Below are 20,410 nucleotides of genomic sequence, written 5' to 3' on the forward strand. Positions count from 1 at the left end.
GTGTTCGCGATGATCGAGCGAGCCTGAATCATCCGACGTCGTCGGGGAGCCGGTCGAGGACCCGCTCGAGCGCGGGTCCGATGACATCGAGCTCGGTATCAGTGAGCGCACCGATGAAATATCGCCGGACAGCGGCGACGTGGGCGGGAGCGGCGGCGACGATGGCCTTCCGGCCCGCCTCGGTGAGCCGCACCATCGACCCGCGCGCGTCCTCGTCGCACTCCTCGCGGACGACGAGGCCACGCTTCTCCATCCGGATGACCTGGTGGGAGATCCGGCTGCGTTCCCAGCTCACCATCCGGCCGAGATCACGCGCCCGCAGCACCCCGTCCGGCGCCTCCGAAAGTGGCACCAGCAGGGTGTACTCCGCGGCGGACAGCCCCGCGTCCTGGACCAGCTGGCGCTCCAGCACCGCGGTCAGCCGCGGCAGCACGCCGATCATCCCGCGCCACACGCGTGCCTCCCGCTCGTCGAGCCAGCGCGCCTCACCCATGAGCGGTCAGGGGCGCCGGACGACCCGACCGCCCTTTTTCGATCCCTGCGTGCACCATCCGCGGAGCCTACCAACAATGTTGACGCGTCTACAAAAGTCGAGTAGTTGTAGACGCGTCAACAAAACGGGAACGTCGCTCCGGTCCGCTGCTCCACACACGAGAAGGAGATCCACCATGAGCGCCAAGAAGACCGGGCTCGATGCCTTGCTGACCCCGGAGGAGAGCGTCCTCGTGCTGATCGACCATCAGCCGTTCCAGTTCGCCGGCCTCAACAGCCACGAGCCGACGATGGTCGTCAACAACGCCGTCGGGCTCGCGAAGACCGGCAAGGCGTTCGGCATCCCGACGATCCTGACCACGGTCATGGAGGAGCGCGGCGGCAACCTGATCCAGGGGCTGCAGGACGTCTTCCCCGGCCAGAAGCCGATCAACCGGACGCTCATCAACACCTGGGAGGACGGCCGCGTGGTGGACGCCGTCAGGGCGACCGGGCGCAAGAAGCTGATCATCGCCGGGCTCTGGACGGAGATCTGCGTTGCCATGCCCGCGATCCAGGCCCTCGACGACGACTACGCCGTCTACGTCGTGACCGATGCCTGCGGCGGAGTGTCGGTCGAAGCGCACGACATGGCCGTGCGGCGCATGGTCCAGGCGGGCGTGGTGCCGATGACCTGGGTCGCTGTGCAGGCCGAGCTGCAGCGTGACTGGGCTCGCGAAGCGACCATCCCGGCGCTCGTGGAGATCGCCGCGCAGCACCAAGGCGGTACCGGAGTCGCCTTCGCCTGGGAGACGCAACTGCTCAACACGCCCGCCACCACCGCCTAGCTCCGAGACAAGGAAGTGAGACCGATGACCAGCCCCGCGACAACGAGCTGGCCGAGCCTTCGGGTATCGGACTGGACCCCCACCCGCGAGACCCTGCACATGTGGACCCAGATCGTGGGCAAGATCCGCATGGCCCACGCTCCCCTGGTCAACCATTGGTGGCAGGTGACGCTTTATGTCAGCCCGCGCGGTTTGACGACCTCCGCGATCCCCTACCGCGCCGGAGCCTTCGAGATCGAGTTCGACTTCGTCGGCCACCGGCTCGAGGTCCGCGGCAGCGACGGCGGAGCCCTGAGCTTCCCGCTCCGGCCGATGCCGGTCGCCGAGTTCTACGCCCGGATCATGGACACGCTCGACCGGCTCGGGATCGAGGCGCCGATCCGGCCGCACCCCAACGAGGTCGAGCCCGCGATCCCCTTCGCCGAGGACCACACCCACGCCTCCTACGACGGCGAGGCGGCCGCCCTGTTCTGGCGTCAGCTGTTGCAGGCGAACCGGGTGATCGGCGAGTTCCGGTCGCATTTCGTCGGCAAGGTCAGTCCCGTGCATTTCTTCTGGGGAGCCATGGATCTCGCCTGCACCCGCTTCTCCGGGCGGACGGCCCCGCCACATCCCGGAGGAGCGCCCAACTGCGGCGACTGGGTCATGGTCGAGGGCTACTCCCGCGAACTGTCCAGCTGTGGGTTCTGGCCCGGTGGCGGCGAGGAAGGCGCCTTCTATTCCTACGCCTACCCGGAACCGGAGGGGTTCGCCGATCAGCCGATCGGCCCCGAAGGCGCGTACTTCAGCACGGAGTTCAAGCAGTTCCTGCTGCCGTACGAGGCCGCCCGCACCGCACCCGATCCCGACCGCGCCGTCGCCGAATTCCTCCACAGCACCTACGAAGCAGCCGCGAACCGCGGGAACTGGGACCGCTCCGCACTGGAAGACGACCCCTTCCGCTGGCACGGAAACGCTACGAAGCAAGGAAACAGCGGCACCTGAGGGCTTAGTGTGGCTTCGCGCCCACGTCGTGCGGAAACGCGGCCCCGACTCGGTCGGCGAGCGCGTCCGGGTCCGCTCGCCACCGCGTAAACGGCAAGACCGCGATCGTGCCTCGAGTTGCCGGACCGCCGCCGCACGGGAATTCTCGACCTATGACTGCCGTGACCATTCCCCGCCCTGTCGCCGGTGACGTCGTCGACCTCATCCTCGACGATCACCGCCTCTTCGAACAGCTCCTCCGTGATCTGCGGGACGCGACCGCGGACCGTGAAGGTGCCCGGGCCGCGCTGTCGGCGGCACTGATCGCCCACGGTGAGGCCGAAGAACAGGACGTCTATCCCGCCCTGCGGCGCAAGGACGCCATCGACGAACACGAGCAGGAACACGGAGAGGAGGAACACGCGGAAGGCAACCAGGCGCTGTTGAACCTGCTGGAATGCAAGGGCACCGACACCCAGAAGTTCGATGACGCGGTCGAGAAGCTGGCCGAGGCGCTGATGCACCACATCGGCGAGGAAGAACAGACGATTCTCAACCCGGCGCGCACCGAGGTGAGCGAGAAGGTCCGGCAGGATCTGGGCACGGCGTGGGCCTCGCGCCGCAACGCCTTGCTCGACCAGGACTGCGGTTCGATCGAGTTCGTCAAGAAGGTGGTGGCCCGGGCCGAAAAGTCCGGCTTGCTGTCCTCTGAGGACGACGATTCCTGAAGCCTGTCCCGAAATCCAGGACGGGTGCCGCTCGCGGTCCGAGGTTGTCCTTGTCCCGGCTGGGTAACCCTTCTTCATTGCGCGATGTGTCCGAGTTTGTCGCCTACAACCGAAGGCGGGTGGGACGGATGTCGACACGACCGGGGATTTCTCCGCGCAATGAGGCAAAGCCCTGCGACGTGGCCTACGACCTGGAAGCGACCCCGAGCCGGGACGTACGTTCCGGAGTCCGCGATCTGCTGGTGCACTACAGCGGCCTCACCGTCGACGACGCGGTACTGGTGACCGACGAACTGGTCAGCAACGCCAACCGGCACGGTGACGCGCCCCGAGCCTGCCGGCTGGAGCTGAGGGACGAGGGCAAGCGGCTGCTCATCGAGGTCGACGACTCCTCCTCGCACTAGCCACGAATCGGAACACCGCACGCGGGCGGCGGGCGCGGGCTGATCCTGGTCGACCGGCTCGCCACGACCTGGGGGGTGCGTAACCGAGGCGAGTACAAGACCGTCTGGGCGGAGCTGACCCTGGACCGTGACGGCAGCAGCGGCCACGCCCCGCATCTGAAAGCGGCACAGTCCTGGGCCAGCCCATGACGGGATACCCGACCCGAGCCGGCGAGGACGGTCACGCCCTCGTCGGCTCGATCCCGTCACCGACCGCGCGTCCGCCCGGGATGGACGCCCGCAGCCATCGGCTCGACGAGCATGCCCTGGTGACGGTGACCGGCGAAGTCGACAACGACACCGCCCCCGACCTCCAGAGGGCGATCCTGGCCGTACTCGACGACTCCCGCAGCCGGGCGTGCGTCGTCGATCTGACCCGGGTGGACTTCCTCAATTCCGCCGGTCTCGCCGCCCTCGTGACGGCCCACAACCACGCCGAAGGGCTCCGCGAGTCACTGCGCATCGTCGTGGACTCCAACAGCCCCGTCATCAGACCGATCGAAGTCACCGGTCTCGACGTCGTGCTCCGGCTCTACCACACCATCGACGAAGCCCTCGACGCCGCGAACCGGCGGCCACGGCACTGAACCGGCCGGCCCCTAACGGTCGGCGGTGAGCAGGGCTTCGAGGATCCGGGGGCGCTGTCGCGCGCAGCCAGCTCTGGGTTGCAGGACATCTGGGGCCGGATCCGGAAGGTTCGCCCCGATCCCGGACACCGTGTGGCATCGCCCCTCTAGGGTGACCGCATGTCGCTGGTGGGAAGGGACGTCGAGCTGGCGCGGATCCGGCGTCTGCTGACGAACGCGCGTGACGCGCGTAGCGGAGTGCTGTCGCTGCGGGGCGCGGCGGGCATCGGGAAATCGGTCCTGCTCGACCAGGCCGTGTCGATCGCCGAAGCCGAGGGGATGCGCGTGGTCCGCGGGGCGGGCGTCGAGTCCGACTCCGAGCTGGCGTACGGCGGCCTGCACCAACTCCTGTTTCCGCACCTGGATCGGCTGGACGCCCTGCCCGTTCCCCAGGCCACGGCCTTGCGGTGCGCTTTCGGACTGGCCGAAGGGGACGAGGCCAATCGGTTCCTGATCTCCGCCGGCACCCTGTCGTTGCTCGCCGATCTGGCCGAGGACGCCCCGCTGCTGTGCGTGGTCGACGATCTGCAATGGCTCGACCAGGGTTCGGTGGAGGCGCTGCTGTTCGCGGCCCGCCGTTTCGTGGCCGACCCGATCGCGATGCTGTTCGCGGTGCGCGAGACGTCGGCGCCGTTCGAAATCGCCGGTATCGAGGTCGTGGATCTGTCCGGTCTCGCCGCGCCCGATGCCGCCCGGCTGCTGGACGACCACGCGCCGGAGCTCGTCGAACCGGTGCGGGCCCGGGTCCTCGCGGAGTCCGTCGGCAATCCCCTGGCGATCATCGAACTCGGGTCGTCGCGGCTCGCGGCACACGACGCCGACGAGCCCGACCCGGCCGAACATGTGCGCCCGCTGCCGGTGACCCGCCGCGTGCAGGAGACGTTCCGCCGCCAGATCGTCGAGCTTCCCGAACCCACCCAGCGCGCGCTACTGGCCGCGGCGGCGGACACGGCGGCGCCGCTCGCGACGATCCTGCACGTGATCGAGGCCCTCGGTGGCACCCCCGGCGATCTGGCGCCCGCCGAGCGCGACCGGCTGCTCCGGATCGAGAGCCGGATCACGTTCCGTCACCCGCTGGTCCGGGCGGCCGCCTACCAGGACGCGCCGCTGCACCGGCGGATCGAGGTGCATCGCGCGTACGCCGACGCGCTGGAGGCCGACGCGGATCGCCGGGCGTGGCACCTCGCCGCCGCCACCACGGCACCGGACGAGACGGTGGCCGCCGAACTCGAAGGCGCGGCGGAGCGGGCCTGGCACCGAGGCGGCGCGATGGCGGTGTCCGCCGCCTACGACCGCGCCGGCAGGCTCAGCGCCGACCGCGAACTGAAGGCCCGGCGTATCGCCCTGGCCAGCCAGGCCGCGTTCGACGCCGGCAAAGCCGACCGCGCTGCCAGGCTGGCGGCCGAAGCACTCTCGCTCACCACCGACACCGGCGTCCGCGCCGACGCCATCTACACGCGTGGCGCCGTGGAGTACGAACGCACCTCCCCACGGGCCGATGCGGAGCTGGCGATCGGGGCCGCGGAGTTGGTGCGCGACACCGATCCGGAGCGCGCCGCGCTCAACTTCTTCGAGGCCGTGCACGCCGCCCGGCACGGAGCGGCGCACGACCTGCTGCGGCGTGTGGTCGACCTGATGCACGGGTTCACCCCGCCGGAGCACTGGGCACCGGTAGTCGCGGCGCTTCTCGGGTGGGCGGAGCTCTTCGCCGGGCGCCCGGAGGCGGCCGTCGGCCCGATGCGCGACCTCTACACCACCACGGGCGGCGGCGGGAACGACCTGATGCATCGCGTCACGGCCGGGTTCGGCGGGCTCATGATCGCGGACGACGACGGCGTCGCCGCCGGGATCGAGGACATGCTGGCCCAGGTTCGAGCCACCGGGGCGCTGGGCTGGGTCCCGTACACCCTGAACGTGCTCGCCGTGGCGCGGATGTTCCGCGGTGAGTTCGCGGACGCCCGCGCGTGTGTGGCGGAAGGCGCGTCCGTGGCCGCCGAACTGGGGAACACGACCGAACGCCTGGCACACCGGTCGCTGGAGGTGTGGCTGCACGCCGTGTCGGGTGACGAGCCACGCTGCCGGGCGCTCGCCGATGAGGTGCTCCCGCGGGCCAGGGCCCGGCACCGGGTCAACGCCGAGATCGCGGACTGGGGTCTCGGCATGCTCGACCTTTCCGCGCGGCGGTTCAAGGAAGCGGCCGACCGGCTCGAGACCGTGTGCCGGGGACCCGCGAGCCGCGACCTCCTGGTCCGGGCGGTGCCGGATCTGGTGGAAGCCGCCGTGCGCGGCGGCGAGCCGGATCTCGCCCACGAACCGCTGGCCGCGTTCCTGCACTGGGCCGAGCACGTCGACCGTCCGGTCGCCACCGGGCTCGCCCTGCGCTGCCGGGCCTTACTGGCCGACGACGGCGACGCCGACGCGCTGTACGCCGAGGCGTTGCGGATCCAGGAACGGCACGGCGGCCCCTACGAACGCGCCCGGACCCAGCTGGTCTACGGCGAGTGGCTGCGTCGCCAGCGCCGCCGTACCGAGGCCCGCGCCCATCTCGCGGCCGCGGTGTCCGCGTTCGAGAGCCTCGGCGCGGAGCTCTGGGCCGAGCGTGCCCGCGGCGAGCTGGCCGCCTTCGGCGAGCGGGGCGACGAGCCACGGCGCAGTGGCCCGCTCACCCTGTTGACCCCGCAGGAGCTGCAGGTCGTACGGCTGGCCGCCACCGGTCACACGAACAAGGAGATCGCCGCGCAGCTCTTCCTCAGCCCGCGGACCGTCGGCCATCACCTCTACAAGGCGTATCCGAAACTCGGCGTCACCGGTCGCGCCGGGCTGGCCGGCCTCGTCTGATGTCCGGCACCAGTCATCGGTCGCCGGACATCGGTCACGATGACTGATGCGTCCCCGCGGTGGCCCCGCATAGCGTTTCCAGCAGCACGGACGACTAGGAGACGACAATGACGAAGTACTTCCTGAGCCTCCCGCACGACTCCGCCGAGGAGCCGACGATGGAGAACATGGACCCGGCGGAGCTTCAGGAGATCATCGCCGCCGTCGGCGCGTTCAACACCGCCGTCGAGGAGGCGGGCGCGTTCGTGACCGCCGGTGGTCTGCAGCCGCCGTCGACCGCGACGACGGTGGACTACTCCGGTGACAGCCCCGTGCTGACCCCCGGCCCGTTCGTCGAGGCCAAGGAGTACCTCGGCGGGTTTTGGATCATCGAGGCCGAGAACGACGACGTCGCGATCGAGTGGGCCAAGCAGGCCTCGCGTGCGCTGCGCAGCAAGGTCGAGGTGCGTGCCCTCCAGGAAGAACCCGGCGCCTGACGGTTCGCTGATGCCGACGAACGCGGTGCCGGCGCGGATTCGTCGGCATCAGCGTTCGGCTCGACCCATCGCGTTGTCGATGCGCTGTCGCTCGGCGTCGCGGAGCTTCCGGTAGTGCCCGGCCCTGGTCCGGTCACCGACCTTGCCTGCCGCTTCGGCGGCGCTTTGCAACACCACCAAGGACAGGCCGGGCATGTCGCGAGCCTGACGGTCCGCCTCGGCGAACACCGACTCGGCGAGCTCGCCCTCCGCGGAACCGGCCAGCAGGAACAGTTCCTCGACGTACATCCGGCCCAGCCCCACCTCCTGCCACCTGGAGACGCCATCCAGGGCCCGGCGGCACTCGCGCAGCGCCTCCCAAGCGGCGTGGTGGTCGCCGGCCTGGCGCTCCAGTCCGGCGAGGGTCTGCCAAGCCGACGCCGAGTCCCAGTCGTTTCCGGCGAACGCGAGGCTCTCGCGCTGCGCTCGCGCCGCCTCGGCGAACGCCCCCAAGTCGGCCAGATAATGGCGGAGCAGGCCCAGGGTCTCCTTGTCCCGCTCGCGGCCCGCCGCCCATCGGTCCAGCTCCTGACGGGTCAGTTCACGGTCGCCGGTCAGCTGGGCGCGCCTGACCCAGGTGAGCTGGTCCTCGGCGGCCGGATCGGCGGGGAATCGGGAGCGCTTGCGCTCCGACCACTTCGCCAGGTCCTTTTCGGAAACGCAGGGCCTGCCCTTCTCGTCGAGCAGACGTTCCAGCACGGCGTCACGGTCGGCATGCCCGCTGTCGCGGACGAAGGCGATGGTGCGCCGAACTCCCGCGGCGAACAGATGTTCCTGGTCGTAACCACACCAGGTGTCGAAGTTCGCCACCTTGATCTCCCAGTGCGGCCACACGTCCTCGACCTGCCGGTATTCGGCGAGCAGGAACCCGGCCAGCTCGGCTTCCTCGCTCAGTCCCTGGAACGGCGCCTCGTGGCGGCACACCGCCTCCTGCTCGGCCAGCCATCGCACCAGCGGGAGATCATCGGGCCGACGGTCGTATTGCAGCGCCCACAACACCTTCGCCCGCCGCACCGCGTTCGCGTCGCCGTCCTTCGCACGCTCGTAGCGCACTTCCTCCCAGGCATCGGGCGATTCCCGCATCCGCTCCAGCTCGCGCCTCACGCTTTCCATCACCCGTCAAGGATCGCAGACGGCGGGCGGATGGTGCGACTGTCCACAAGGGACCGTGTCGCCAAGGCGAAGGTGGCGTGTTGCGAAAGCCACTTTCGCAACCATCAACGTTGCGAAAGTGGCTTTCGCAACACGTCGGCAGAGGTACATCGCGACGTGGGCCCGGCGATGTCCGAAGGGGTCGCGAAAGCCACTTTCGCGACGCCTGATGTCCCGAAAGTGGCTTTCGCGACATGAGCACGAGGCGGCCCCGGCCGGAGCAACCGCCGTGTTGTCCTCAATGGAACGACGGACTCGATGAGCCGTCAGCGTCTCCGGGGAGGGGTGTAGCGCGGTGCCGTCGGACGCTTCGCGGTCGTCGTCTTGCGATGGGTCGTCGTGCGATGGGTCGTCGTCGTGCGCGTCGTCTCCGGCGTCGTCCGGGTCGTGGTGGTCACCGGGGTCTGCGGCGGCCGCGTCGTGGTCTGCACGAGGCCTGTCGTCGGGGCCGTCGTGGTCGTCGAGGTCACCACCTGCCCCTTCCCCATCCCGCCCCCGCCGCAAGCGCCGAGCAGCGCGATCGCGCCTATGACCAGGCCACACCACCACACTCGCATGGCCGGACCCTAACAGCCCGGCCCCCGGGAATCCGGCGAACGGCGAACCCCGGCTAGACCGCGGTCCGCAGGCGGTACAGCTCGGCCAGCGTGGCGCCCTCCGCGCTGATCTCCGCCCCCGTGCCCAGCCAGGTGACCGCCTCGTCCTTCGGCAGCCGGGGGATCTCGATCTCCGCGAGACAACGACCCGGCCGGACCACCGCGGGGTGCAACCGCGCGACGTTCTCGTTGGTGGTCAGGCAGACCAGGATGTCCAGGCCTTGACCGAGCAATCCGTCGGTCAGGTTGAGCAAACGGGACAGTGCCTGTCCGGAGTCGCGTTTCGCGTCCGCGCCGACCAGTTCGTCACAGTCTTCGAGAATGAGCAGCCGCCATTTCCGCTTGTCCGCTCGTTCCTCGCCGAGCACCACCGACGTCAGATAGCCGGGATCGGCGAACAGGACCTCGGGGTCGAGGACGTTGTCGACCTGGCACCAGTCCCGCCATTCGTGCGCGAGCGCGCGCACGGCGGTCGTCTTGCCGGTGCCCGCGGGGCCGTGCAGGAGTACCAGCCTGCCGGTGACGTCCTGCGGCCGCACCGTCATGAGCGTGTCGAGCGCGGCCACCGCGGACCGCGGGTAGTTGCCGCGGATCTCCTGCCACGGCGGCAGATCCATCGTCCTGGGCGCGCGCACCCCAGCACCACCACAGCCTTGCACGTGCCAGAAACCGACCGGTACGGCCGACTCCCCCGGCGTTCCGGTCCGTGCGGTCCGGACGGCGGCCGCGAGCACCTCGTCCGCCAGGTCGCCGGAGGTGGCGGACACGCATACGGTCGCGGCGCCGGCGCGTCTCCGCAACGCGACGAGTGTCCAATCAGGTCCGAAGGCGAGGTGCGAACGCCGCCCGTCCAGTTCGTACGTCAGATCCGCGTCGACTCCCGGTGGCAGCAGCGTCGCTTCCGGGGAGACCTCGGTGATCTCGGCGGCTCGTGAGTGCGGCTGCGCGCCGGTGATGAAAGGCTCCATCGCCAGCGAATTCAGCACGCCTTCCATCGGCGCGTTGCCGCCGAAGAACATCGCACGGTCCAGCGGTTCGGTCGGTACGGGCTTGGGTGTTCCGGTTGTTCTTGCTGTCACCACGCCACAATCCATCCGGCGACGCCGCCGCACATCAGGGACCGTCCCCCAATTCACCCCTGACAGGGACACCCCCGGCGCCCCGATGATCGAAGGGATGCTTTTCTGTCCCGGACGGACATGGCCACGGCTCATACGAGAGAGAACCGCATGACCAGAGACGACAAGGCAGATCCGGACGACGGCTTCGTCGAGGTGATCGCGCGCGAGGTGGAAGCCGATCCCGGCAATCTGGCGCTGCGCGAAGACTTCGTCACGCTTCTGCTGGAGCGGGAGCCGGAACGCGCTGCCACGGAACTGGCGGCGTTCGAGGCACACGGCGGTGATCCGGGGCGGGTCCGGCTGCTGCGCGCCCGGCTGATGGCGACACGGTTGCGCGCCTCGAACCCGGTTCCGGCCCCGGCCGACGAGGATCGCCAGGAAAGCGCTGTGTCGGCGTCGCTGTGGGACGCCGAGCGCCCGAAAGTGACGTTGGACGACGTCGCGGGTCTCGCCGAGGTCAAGCAGCACCTGAACACCGCGTTCCTCGCTCCGCTGCGCAACCCCGAGCTGGCGGCCGCGTTCGGGCAGAAGCCGGGTGGTTCGCTGCTGATGTACGGCCCGCCCGGCTGCGGGAAGACGTTCATCGCCAGGGCGATCGCCGGCGATCTCGGCGCGTCCTTCCTCCACGTGACCCTCGCGGACCTGCTCAGCAAGTGGATCGGCGAGAGCGAGAAGGCGATCCAGAGCGTGTTCCGCCACGCCCGCGCGGCGACACCGTGCGTGATCTTCTTCGACGAGTTCGACGCTCTCGGTGGACGGCGTACCTCCGGCGGCGGCGGATCGCACGCGATGCGAATGCTCGTCACCCAGCTCCTGGAGGAGCTCGACGGCATGGCGGGCACGAACGACGGGGTCTACTTCCTCGCCGCGACGAACCGGCCGTGGGACATCGACTCCGCGCTGCGCCGTCCGGGCCGGATCGACAAGACAGTGCTGGTGCTGCCACCCGACGCGGTCGCCAGGGCCGCGATCGTCCAGGGCGCCCTGGCGGGCAAACCCGCCGCCGACGTCGACGCCGTGGCCGTCGCGGCGGCGACCGAAGGGTTCTCCGGCGCCGACCTCAGCCATTTGACGACCACCGTGCTGCAGAAGGCGATGGTCGAGTCGATGAGCAGGAACGAGCTGGTGCCGGTCACCACCGAGGGGCTGCTGGCCGCGGTCGGCGGCATCATCCCGTCCACGACGTCCTGGTTCGACCAGGTGGCGCCGGTCCTCGAATACGGCGTCGACGACGGCACCTTCGACCAGCTCCGGGCATACCGGGTGAAGCGGGGCATGCGATGAGCGACACCGTCGAGCGGGACCTCGACCTGGCCTGGGAACTCCTGGAAGCACAGCCGACGCATCCCCGGGTCGCCGAGCTGGCGGTGCGGGTGCTCGCGGCCCAGCCGGAGCGGAGCAGCGCGTCGATGGTGCTCGCCTATCACCGTGAATCCCTCGGCGACGCGGACGAAGCACGGCGTCTCTATCTCCGGGTGGCCGGCCGCCGCGACAACCAGTTCATCTGGGCGGCTCGTGCGCTCCGGCATCTGGAATCCGGGGAGCACAACCACGACGAGGCGCTGAGGTGGGCGCGCACCGTACTGGGCCAGAGCCACGAGGACTGGGACGACTGGATGCAGCTGGGCCACGCCCAGGCCTGCTCCGGGGAGCACGAGGCCGGGTGGCGGCAACTCGACGAGGCGGTCGCGCTGTGCGCGCGGACGAAGCCCGACGACCTCCCCAAGGCGCTGGCGAAACGCGCGGAGTACCTGCTGGCGAGCTGCGCACCACCTGAACGGTTCGTTCCGGCGGCCGAGGAGGCCATCCGGACCAACGTGGCGGACTCCTGGGTCGCCATGCTGCTCGGCTACGCCTACCTGGCGCAGTACCGGTTCGATGACGCCGAACAACTCGGTCTCCGGCTGCTGCGCCAGGACCCGACCGACGACCTGTTGCAAAACCTGGTGGATACCGCTCGGACGATGCTGCGGATCGTCGAGAAGGCGCGCGGCGACGACATCAGCCTGGCGGACATCCAAGGCACCGGCGTGCTCGAGATGGCGTGGCAGCAGATCCGCGACCAGAAGCTCGGCATCGACCTGGCCTCCGCGCTGGCGGCGCTGGACGTGGTGATGCCCGCCGAACTGCGCGACAGCCTGCGGCCGGGAGCCACGGCAGCCGATCTGACCGAGGGCGACGAAAAGGTCGGCTCCCTGGTCGCGAGGGACCTGCTCACCTGGCACGACGGCCAGCCGCCCGGTTCCGGTGCCACCTGGGGCTGGACCGAGTCGTTCCGCCTCATGTCGGCGGCGGAGATCCTCGCCATGAACGCCGAGATCGAGGCCGACCAGGCGGCGCACCCCGACTGGCCGGAGAAGGAGGTCTGGGACCAGGTGATGACCGACGACGCCGGGACCTACCTGGTCGCCGTCGCGTTCGGGAGGCTGGTGAAACGCCGGCCGGGACAGCCCGACGAGCCCGTCGCCGACTCGATGGCGGACTGGATCTGGGACCGGGTCGCGGCCTTCGGCGGCCAGGACCCGCGGCCGGCACCGCTGAAGACCGACGAGCCCGCGGCCGATCCGCTTCCCGCACCTGGGACGCCGCTGACCGGCATCATCGTCACGATGTGCGCCGCGCTGGGCGCGCCCGAGGATTCCGCGGCGTACGCGGAACTGCGCGAGCTGTTCCCTGGCTCGACAGTCCGGCGGAGTGAGCTGGTCCCCGAGGAGCCGAGCGTCGACGGCGTCTACATCGAGGCGCTCGACGGGCTGGTGACGAGGGTCGGTGTCGACGTCGCGGTCTGCCCGGCCGCGGACCGGCTGATCTCCGGGCTCGACCTCGGTGGGCATCGTGGGTCGGTCGACGCCTACGTCCGAGAGCATGGGGCCGTTCCGCAGAACAGCTGGGTGAACCGTGCCAACGGCGAAGCCACGGCCGTCTACGACTTCGCCGGGCACCGGCTCGGCTTCCGCTGGGCGGACGGGAGCATCGCGCGGATCTACGTCACCGGTGCCTGAGCGGCGGCCGGCGCCCTGATCGGGGCGCCGGCCGGACGCTCAACCGCGAGCGACCTCGCTGGCGGTGGTGAACTCGTATCCCTGCGCCCGCAGGCCGAGGACGACCGTGCTCAGATGCTCCAGCGGCAGGAACGGGTGGAAGAAGAAGCTCGCCACGTTGTCACGGACCACTTTGGACTTCGCGCCGTCGGCGAGCAGGTCCGCGGGCAGGCGGGCCGGATGCTGGTTGAACGGCTCCGGCGCGATGTGGTCCAGGTTCTCCGGTATCACCACCGCACCATAGACATCCCTTACCGGGTAAGGGAAGTATTGACCGTACTTGGTCTGGTACGACACGGTCGAGGTGGAACCGCAGGCTCCGCGCGGGCAGTATCCCGCGAAGTAACTGCCCTGGTCGTAGCGCGCCGCGAAATGCGAACTGACCTCTTTGTAGTCCACCGCCGAACCGCCGTAATGCGGGAACTCGAACACTTCCGGCTCCGGCAGCCCGACCCGGCGGAACTCGCCGAGCCCGGTGGCGATCCGCTCGCGGAACCATTCCGCGGAATCGCCGGGGACCGGTCCGGTCTCCACGACGTGGTTGTTCTTGTCCACGATCGCCGTGTAGAACTCGTAATCCGCGGAGCTCGCCCCGCCGTAGGGGTTCGCCAGCTCCTCGAACTGATGGCTGTAGCCGTGCATGATCATCGTCGCGCCGCGCCGGATCGCGTAGTGCAGCGCGTCGACCAGGGCCGGGCTGTCCACGAGCCGGGCGAAGGTCGGCCTGCCGCCATTGGCGACGCCGTGCGGGTCCGCGTAGTACGGATACACCGCGAGTGAGAACGGAATTCCTTGCCCACCGAGGAGATCCGCGATCCGGCGGATCTGGCCGGGGTCGGTACGCGGGCCGATGTCCTCGATCCGCACGAGCGCGCGGTGCCGTTCCTCGGTCTTCGGAGCGAGGGTGCCGAGCAGGATGTCGGCGGCGGCGAGGTACCGGTCCCCCTCGTTGACGTAGGAGAACGGCGCCTCCGCGAGGTAGGTGAAGGTCCCGGAACGCACCGCCCACGGCGTGGGCTCACCGCCCGTCCCGCTTTCCGCGAGCACTTCGTTGACCGCGGGGTTTTCCCGCCGCACCAAAGGAATCGAGCCGATCTCGGGATTGCGTTCCAGCGGAACGTTCTTGTAGCGGACCTCGGTCGGTGAGGTCGGAGTGCGGCCCACCGGCGTCCATCCCCAGCGCGCGGTGATACCGGGGTCGTGTTCCGCCAGGCGATGGATGTTCTCGCCCATCCAGACGACCGGCACCTTCGCGGCCGCCACGTCCGCGAGCAGCGCGACGGGCAGCGCGGCCTCGCTGATCGAGCCGACATAGACCAGCGCCTGGTATCCGCCGATCTCGCCCGCCTGGTAATCGGCGGCGGCGCGCATCGTCCAGCTGCCCGCCCGCGAGACCAGGTTCGCGGTCTGCATCGCGTGCGCCTCGGCCATTCCGGCCTCGTCCGCGGCGGCGGGCGGGTTCGGCGCGTCCCGCTCACCCGCGTCGTAGACCACGAGCGTGCGGTGGGCGCGGTTCCCGCCGGGCCCGGGGCTGCCGACCTCGCTGCCCAACGCCAGCCGGTCGCCGAGCGAGACCGGGGCGGCCGCCGGCGACGCGAGGATCGCGCCGGCCGGGCGCGTGTACACGACCAGCATCACCAGCCCGGTCGCGACGACGACGGCCAGCGCCGCGAACCTCAGCCCGGCGGGTGTCCGGCGGCGCCGGTGTCCCTTCCGTTTCCCGGTCATACCAGCACACCTCCCGGCAGCGCGGCGAATTCCTCCACCGGCTCGGCGCTCAGGCCGAGCAACCGGGCCAGCGCGAGCTCGGTGCGCGACGCGGCCTTTCCGTCGCCGAACGGGTTGCCGTTGCTCATCATCGCCGCCCGCGCCCGCGGGTCGGTGAGGAGTTCCGACGCCGTCCGCACGATCAGCTCGCGATCGGTGCCGACCAACCGGGCACAGCCCGCGTGCACCGCCTCCATCCGTTCGGTGACCTCCCGCAACACCAGCACCGGCACGCCGAAGGTCGGCGCCTCCTCCTGGATCCCGCCGGAATCGGACAGGACCAGCGTGGCCGCGGCGAGCGCGCCGGCGAGTTCGTCGTAGCGCAGCGGCTCGGTGACCACCACGCGAGACACGCCGCCCAGTTCGGCGCCGACCAGCTCGCGGACGGCCGGATTCGGGTGCGCGGGCAGGACCACGCGCACACCGGGATGCCGGGCGACCAGTTCGGCGACCGCGCGCAGCACCTGGCGCAGGGGCTCGCCCCAGGATTCGCGGCGGTGCGCGGTCACCAGTACCAATGGCTCACCGCGGGTGGCCGCCTCCACGGCGGCGGCGACCCGTTCATCGCGGTAGTCCACCGCCCCGCGGTCGGCGATGGCGCGGATCGCGTCCACCGAAGTGTTGCCGGTGACCAGGATCCGCTCCGCGGCGACGAGTTCACGCGACAGGTTCTCCGCCGCGGCCGGGGTCGGCGGCAGATGCAGGGACGCCGCCTGGGTGACCAGCCGCCGGTTCAGTTCCTCCGGGAAGGGCGCGGCCAGATCGAACGAGCGCAGGCCCGCTTCCAGATGTACCACCGGAATCCGGCGCCAGAACGCGGCGAGCGTGCCGGCCAGCGTGGTCGTGGTGTCCCCCTGGACCACCACCACCGCGGGCGGTTCGCGTTCGGCCAGCTCGTCCAGGCCGGTCAGCATCTGGCCGAGCAGTTCGGGCTGGCCGCCGTCGCGGCGGTGCAGCGGCAAGGTGACGTCCGCGCGGGCACCGAACGTCTCCAGCGCCTGGTCGACCATCGTCGGATGTTGCCCGGTGGCGACCAGCACGGGTTCCATCCGGCCCGCCGCGACGATCGCCTCGGCGACCGGCGCCAGTTTGATCGCCTCCGGCCGGGTCCCCATCACGAGCCATACGCGCGGCCGGGTTCCTTGTTCATTCCAAACCATTACTCCCCCAAGGTTCGAATATTCTTTTCGGCGACTCCACGCACTTCTCATGATCCTTTGTGCGGGGCGCTGTGCCCGGTGCGACGCAGAGTGGTTCTGTCCGGTTCCCGTCGAATTTCCTCACCCGATCGAGGGAACCGCGTCGCGACACCTCACGTCGTAGTCGGTGATGCGAGACCGGCCGGGGGGCCCGGAAGCATCACGCGCAATCCTTCGCACACAAGGATTTGAGCACTTCTAGCTCTTGGGGGAGAACATGTCTGTGATCCGGATCGGACCGGCGGTCGGCGCGGCGGCGACCATGGGGCTCACCGCGAGCGCCGGGATTTGGCTGCCGCTGTCACTCGCCGCGTTCATTCTGTTGCTTTTCGCCATTCGCTCGATTCTCGTCCGAATCGCGCCCGCGCCGGAAAGGGGGCAGTAGCGAAATGGAGACCAGTCTGTCCGTCATCGCCACCATCATGGTCGGCGTCCTGATCTGGTGGCCGCTGCAGAACCTCGTCCTGGCGGTGTTCGCCTGGCGGTCCCCGCAACGACCACGCAGTGTGCGCCGGACGCCGGATCCGGTGCCGTTCTGGATCGTCATCCCGGCGCTGAACGAGGAACGCGTCATCGCGAACACGGTGCGCAACGCGCTGGCCACCGGGACCCGGTACACACCGGTCCGGGTCGTCGTCGTGGACGACGCCTCCGACGACGCGACGCCGCGGATCCTGGCCGGTATCAGGGATCCGCGGTTGCACGTGCTGCGCCGTGAGCTCCCGATGGCCCGGCAGGGCAAGGGCGAGGGCCTCAACACGGCGTACCGCTACATCCTCGAAATCGCGCGCCGCGAAGGCACGATCGAGCAGACGATCGTCGGGATCGTGGACGGCGACGGCCGCTGCAGCGAAGGAATGCTCGACGAGATCGCCGAACTGATGGCGGAGAAGTCGGTCGGTGCCGTGCAATGCCGGGTGCGCATCCACAACCGGCACAAAACGCTGGCCCTGCTCCAGGATCTGGAATTCGGCGCGATCGCGGACTCCGCGCAGTCCTTGCGTGACCTGGTCGGCAGTGTCGGCCTTGGCGGCAACGGCCAGTTCACCCGGCTGTCCGTCCTCGCCCGGTTCCACCCCGGCCCGTGGTCGGCCTGCCTTGTCGAGGATCTGGAACTCGGCCTGCGGCTGCACCTGGACGGGATCCGCGTGCGCTACACGAAATCCGCGTGGGTCACCCAGCAGGGCCTGACCGACGTGAAACGGCTGCTGCGCCAGCGAACCCGGTGGGCACAAGGGAATCTGCAATGCTTCCGGCATCTTCGCAGGCTGACCACGTCGAGGTTCGTCAGCGGCGTCGGCCTCGCCGACTTCCTGATCTACCTGCTCTCACCCTGGCTGACCGTGCCCATGTCGCTGCTGCTGGTCGGACTGGTCGCGGCGTCCGCGGTGGCATTGGCCACCGGGAGCACGCTGGGCGGGCTGGTGGCCACAGTGGACACTCTGCCGACGTCGGCCGCGATGCTGGTGGGGCTGGCCATGCTGCCGAGCCTGCTCTGGGGGCTGGTCTACTGGATCCGGCTCCGCGACGAGAACATCTTCCGCTGCCTGTTCGCCGGGCTGCTCTACCCGGGGTTCCTGGCGCTGGGCATCATCGCGACGTGGCGTGCGCTGTTCCGGCTCCTGTCCGGACGCAACGGCTGGGCCAAGACCGAACGGCTCGCCGAAGACGGCCAGGCCGCGCCGCCGATACCGATGCCGTCGATGCCGATGCCGCTGCCTGTCCCGGTTCGCGCACCCGCGCCGCGCCCGGCCACCCCGCCGGCGACGCTCGATCCCAGCGTCACACAGCCGATTCCCACGGGGGTCCTGGCCGCCGCCGAACCGACCCGGCCGGTGCCGCATCCGCTGGCCGAAGCCGAACCGACCCAACGACTGGAGCGGGTGTGATGGCAGGCCGGAACAGGCTCGTCCTCGTCCTCGCGGCCGTGGTGCTGGCCCTCGTCGCGGCCTCCGCCATCGACCGCGGCGACGCCGGGAAGGAGTCGTCCGCCGGGTGGTACGTGACCGTGTACTACACCGCCGTCGAAGCGCACTACGACGACGATCCCGTGCCGGTCACCGGCTGCCTGGTGATCGACTGCGAACGCGGCGACGACCCGCTGGGGCGCTATCCCGAAGGTTTCGTGCAGGCCGTCGAAGCCGAAGGGACCGGCCGCATCGTCAGCGGGCGGCACGCCGGCCGCTACCTGAACTGGTCGCACGACACCGGTTTCTGGCTGGACAACGCGCCCCGTGACAGCCACGGCCGTCCGCTGGAGCCGTTCGTCTCCGCCGCCGCGGATCCGAACGTCCTCGGCGCCGGCCGCGAACTGCGGATCACCGGCTGCGGCACCGCAGAGGACGGCTCGGCGATCGACGCGGCCGTCTGCGACAAGCTGCGTTCCGCCTCCTGGCGGATCATGGACGAATTCACCCCCGGGCTCGGGGGCGACCGGCACATCGACGTCTACCTCGGCGAGGAGACCGGGCCGGATTTCACCTCCGACCCGATGTACTCGTCGCTGCACAACGCCACGCTGGAGCTAGGGAAGCCCTGACCGTCAGGACAGGTGCCCGGCCTCCGCCAGCGCGCGTTCGCGTACCTCCCGCACGACACGGGAATTCGTGAACGCGGACGACATGGCGCTCAGCCAGGCGCTTTCGTCCCGCACGCTGGGTTGCGGGCCCGCCGGGTGGTTCGGCCAGCTGCGGCCCGCTTCCCGCATCACCAGCGCCGCCGCGAGCTCGGCGGCGGCGCGCGTGGGCCCGTCGACCGGGGTGCGCAGCCAGTCCCCGAGCTGCGGCGGAACGTGCGCCCGCAACGCGAGCAGGCCGTCACGGATCTCGATCATCCTGCGGTACAACGTGAATTCGAGATCGTGGCGGACCGGCAGCGCGATCTGCGGATGCGCGGCGACGAGTTCCTTCCACAGTGGCGTCACCGCCCGGATCCCACGCCACGCGCGCACCAGCCGGAGCGCGCCGTCCCAGGTGGTGAACAGCCCGCCGACGACCCACAGCACCATCGCGCAGAGGCCGACCAGGCGGGCGCGCGGCAGGAAATCGAGGTCCGCGAGGTCGGTGATCTCCAGCCACAGCGAGGGAAGCCCGGAGAACAGCACCCACACGATGGTCGCGACGGCGGCGCAGACCAGGATCCGCAACCCGGTCCGGAACGTCCCTTGTGGACGGACCGCGGCGCTGCGGGCCAGCGTGCGCGTGAACATCACCAGACAGGCCACCCCGTACGTCGTGAGGACGGCCTGGTAGGCGACGACGCTCCACCGCCACTGGAACGCGGGCGTGCCCACCTCCAGCCGGTGCGGGGCGATGTCCAGGTAGCACAGGACCATCAGCGCCCAGCACAACAGGATGGGCCAGAACGGCGTCGGCTTCTCCGGTGACCGGGCGCCGCGGACCAGCTGGACCAGCGCGCGCATCGCGAGCAGTTGCAGCGCGTTGGTGATCAGCCGCGGGAGCAGGTCGTCGCCGAGGAACCGCACCGTGGCGTCGGCGGAGAGGGCGAGGCCCGCCGCCATGCTGAGGAAGAACGTGGCCAGCTGCCTCGGCCCGGCACGGACGGTCATCAGCCGGGTGAGGCCGATCGCCGCCAGCAGCGCGGCGGACAGGTAGCTGATCATGAACCGAGGGCGTGGCGCAGCCGGTCGGATTCCGGCGCGGTGCTCACGGCCCGGCGCATGAGCAGCGATGCGACGAGCTCGGCCTCCTTCTCCTGCTCCTGCGCGTACGTCGTACGGCCCAGGACCCGGCGGACCAGGTCGGCCGAAAGCGAGGGCGCGACCATCGCGGCGATCGCCTCCGGCCGCACCTCGCCTTCGACGTGCCCGCACAGCAGATGGCCGAGTTCGTGCAGCAGGATGTGCCGCTGGTGCAACGGGGACGTGTCCCGCGTGTAGAACACGTAGTCCGCCCGGTCGGTGGCCGCGAGCACCCCGCACGGCGCCCCCGGCCGCGCCTCGAGCGCCACCAGTTCGATGGGCCGCCCGCGCATCGCCGCGACCTCGCCGAACAACGTGGTGACGTCGAACGGCTCCGGCAGCCGCACGGTTGCCGCGATCCGCTCACATCTGCGCCAGAGCGCGCTCTTCCTGCCCAGCATG

At 70.1% G+C, this 20,410-nt stretch carries 20 protein-coding genes; 12 read left to right on the forward strand and 8 right to left on the reverse strand.

Translation table 11 applies throughout. The features are described from left to right. Positions 1 to 28: 28 nt before the first annotated feature. On the reverse strand, positions 29 to 493 hold the full coding sequence (locus tag H4W30_RS33335; RefSeq protein ID WP_192746197.1) for a MarR family winged helix-turn-helix transcriptional regulator: 465 nt from the start codon (positions 491 to 493) through the stop codon (positions 29 to 31). Between the two features lie 175 nt (positions 494 to 668). Here H4W30_RS33335 and H4W30_RS33340 point away from each other — a divergent pair, with 175 nt between their 5' ends. From H4W30_RS33340 to H4W30_RS33370, 7 genes are all read left to right on the forward strand, one after another. Further along, on the forward strand, positions 669 to 1,319 hold the full coding sequence (locus H4W30_RS33340) for a hydrolase (RefSeq protein ID WP_192746198.1): 651 nt from the start codon (positions 669 to 671) through the stop codon (positions 1,317 to 1,319). A 24-nt stretch (positions 1,320 to 1,343) separates the two neighbouring features. Then, the gene (locus tag H4W30_RS33345; RefSeq protein ID WP_192746199.1) at positions 1,344 to 2,303 is read left to right on the forward strand and encodes a DUF5996 family protein; all 960 of its coding nucleotides are present in this window, start codon (positions 1,344 to 1,346) and stop codon (positions 2,301 to 2,303) included. A 152-nt stretch (positions 2,304 to 2,455) separates the two neighbouring features. Continuing rightward, entirely contained in the window at positions 2,456 to 3,010 is a 555-nt protein-coding gene (locus H4W30_RS33350) for a hemerythrin domain-containing protein (protein ID WP_192746200.1), read from the forward strand. 179 nt (positions 3,011 to 3,189) lie between these two features. Then, a complete protein-coding gene (locus H4W30_RS33355; RefSeq protein ID WP_192746201.1) occupies positions 3,190 to 3,414 on the forward strand; it encodes an ATP-binding protein in 225 nt (74 codons plus the stop codon). Positions 3,415 to 3,599: 185 nt separating this feature from the next. After that, positions 3,600 to 4,040 carry an STAS domain-containing protein gene (locus tag H4W30_RS33360; RefSeq protein ID WP_192746202.1) on the forward strand — a complete coding sequence of 147 codons (441 nt, stop codon included), beginning with the start codon at positions 3,600 to 3,602 and terminating at the stop codon, positions 4,038 to 4,040. A gap of 159 nt (positions 4,041 to 4,199) precedes the next feature. Further along, positions 4,200 to 6,917, forward strand: a complete 2,718-nt coding sequence (locus H4W30_RS33365; protein WP_192746203.1) for a helix-turn-helix transcriptional regulator — start codon at positions 4,200 to 4,202, stop codon at positions 6,915 to 6,917. Positions 6,918 to 7,024: 107 nt separating this feature from the next. Further along, on the forward strand, positions 7,025 to 7,393 hold the full coding sequence (locus H4W30_RS33370) for a YciI family protein (RefSeq protein WP_192744896.1): 369 nt from the start codon (positions 7,025 to 7,027) through the stop codon (positions 7,391 to 7,393). A 48-nt stretch (positions 7,394 to 7,441) separates the two neighbouring features. On the opposite strand, the gene H4W30_RS33375 is transcribed toward H4W30_RS33370, so the two are convergent. The 3 genes from H4W30_RS33375 to H4W30_RS33385 form a co-directional block, all read right to left on the reverse strand. After that, positions 7,442 to 8,548, reverse strand: coding sequence for a hypothetical protein (locus H4W30_RS33375; RefSeq protein WP_225949952.1), 1,107 nt, complete (start codon positions 8,546 to 8,548; stop codon positions 7,442 to 7,444). 302 nt (positions 8,549 to 8,850) lie between these two features. After that, positions 8,851 to 9,141, reverse strand: a complete 291-nt coding sequence (locus H4W30_RS33380; protein ID WP_192746204.1) for a hypothetical protein — start codon at positions 9,139 to 9,141, stop codon at positions 8,851 to 8,853. 53 nt (positions 9,142 to 9,194) lie between these two features. Further along, a complete protein-coding gene (locus H4W30_RS33385; RefSeq protein WP_318780712.1) occupies positions 9,195 to 10,259 on the reverse strand; it encodes a DUF5925 domain-containing protein in 1,065 nt (354 codons plus the stop codon). A gap of 150 nt (positions 10,260 to 10,409) precedes the next feature. On the opposite strand from H4W30_RS33385, the gene H4W30_RS33390 reads away from it, so the two are divergent. Further along, positions 10,410 to 11,585: an ATP-binding protein gene (locus tag H4W30_RS33390; protein ID WP_192746205.1), complete on the forward strand. Its 1,176-nt coding sequence runs from the start codon at positions 10,410 to 10,412 to the stop codon at positions 11,583 to 11,585. After that, positions 11,582 to 13,303, forward strand: coding sequence for a tetratricopeptide repeat protein (locus tag H4W30_RS33395; protein ID WP_192746206.1), 1,722 nt, complete (start codon positions 11,582 to 11,584; stop codon positions 13,301 to 13,303). Before H4W30_RS33390 ends, H4W30_RS33395 begins: the two co-directional genes overlap by 4 nt. Positions 13,304 to 13,342: 39 nt before the next feature. Here the strand turns inward: H4W30_RS33395 and H4W30_RS33400 are convergent, their stop codons facing one another. Together H4W30_RS33400 and wecB are read right to left on the reverse strand one after the other, a co-directional pair. Beyond that, positions 13,343 to 15,070, reverse strand: a complete 1,728-nt coding sequence (locus tag H4W30_RS33400) for a DUF2334 domain-containing protein (protein ID WP_192746207.1) — start codon at positions 15,068 to 15,070, stop codon at positions 13,343 to 13,345. Further along, on the reverse strand, positions 15,067 to 16,269 hold the full coding sequence (wecB, locus tag H4W30_RS33405) for a non-hydrolyzing UDP-N-acetylglucosamine 2-epimerase (RefSeq protein WP_192746208.1): 1,203 nt from the start codon (positions 16,267 to 16,269) through the stop codon (positions 15,067 to 15,069). The genes H4W30_RS33400 and wecB overlap by 4 nt, the downstream gene beginning before the upstream one ends. A 262-nt stretch (positions 16,270 to 16,531) precedes the next feature. Between wecB and H4W30_RS33410 the strand changes: the two genes are divergently transcribed. The 3 genes from H4W30_RS33410 to H4W30_RS33420 are packed head-to-tail and all read left to right on the forward strand — an operon-like array spanning position 16,532 to position 18,847. After that, positions 16,532 to 16,693 (forward strand): hypothetical protein, encoded by a 162-nt coding sequence (locus H4W30_RS33410; protein WP_192746209.1) that lies wholly within the window; start codon positions 16,532 to 16,534, stop codon positions 16,691 to 16,693. A gap of 4 nt (positions 16,694 to 16,697) precedes the next feature. Beyond that, positions 16,698 to 18,197, forward strand: a complete 1,500-nt coding sequence (locus H4W30_RS33415; protein ID WP_192746210.1) for a glycosyltransferase family 2 protein — start codon at positions 16,698 to 16,700, stop codon at positions 18,195 to 18,197. Next, a complete protein-coding gene (locus H4W30_RS33420) occupies positions 18,197 to 18,847 on the forward strand; it encodes an RlpA-like double-psi beta-barrel domain-containing protein (RefSeq protein WP_192746211.1) in 651 nt (216 codons plus the stop codon). Before H4W30_RS33415 ends, H4W30_RS33420 begins: the two co-directional genes overlap by 1 nt. A 3-nt stretch (positions 18,848 to 18,850) precedes the next feature. On the opposite strand, the gene H4W30_RS33425 is transcribed toward H4W30_RS33420, so the two are convergent. Then, positions 18,851 to 19,930 (reverse strand): MAB_1171c family putative transporter, encoded by a 1,080-nt coding sequence (locus H4W30_RS33425; RefSeq protein ID WP_192746212.1) that lies wholly within the window; start codon positions 19,928 to 19,930, stop codon positions 18,851 to 18,853. Next, the gene (locus tag H4W30_RS33430) at positions 19,927 to 20,409 is read right to left on the reverse strand and encodes an ImmA/IrrE family metallo-endopeptidase (protein ID WP_192746213.1); all 483 of its coding nucleotides are present in this window, start codon (positions 20,407 to 20,409) and stop codon (positions 19,927 to 19,929) included. The genes H4W30_RS33425 and H4W30_RS33430 overlap by 4 nt, the downstream gene beginning before the upstream one ends. Position 20,410: the final 1 nt, after the last annotated feature.

The organism is Amycolatopsis roodepoortensis, assembly GCF_014873915.1.
In the GTDB taxonomy this organism is placed as follows: domain Bacteria; phylum Actinomycetota; class Actinomycetes; order Mycobacteriales; family Pseudonocardiaceae; genus Amycolatopsis; species Amycolatopsis roodepoortensis.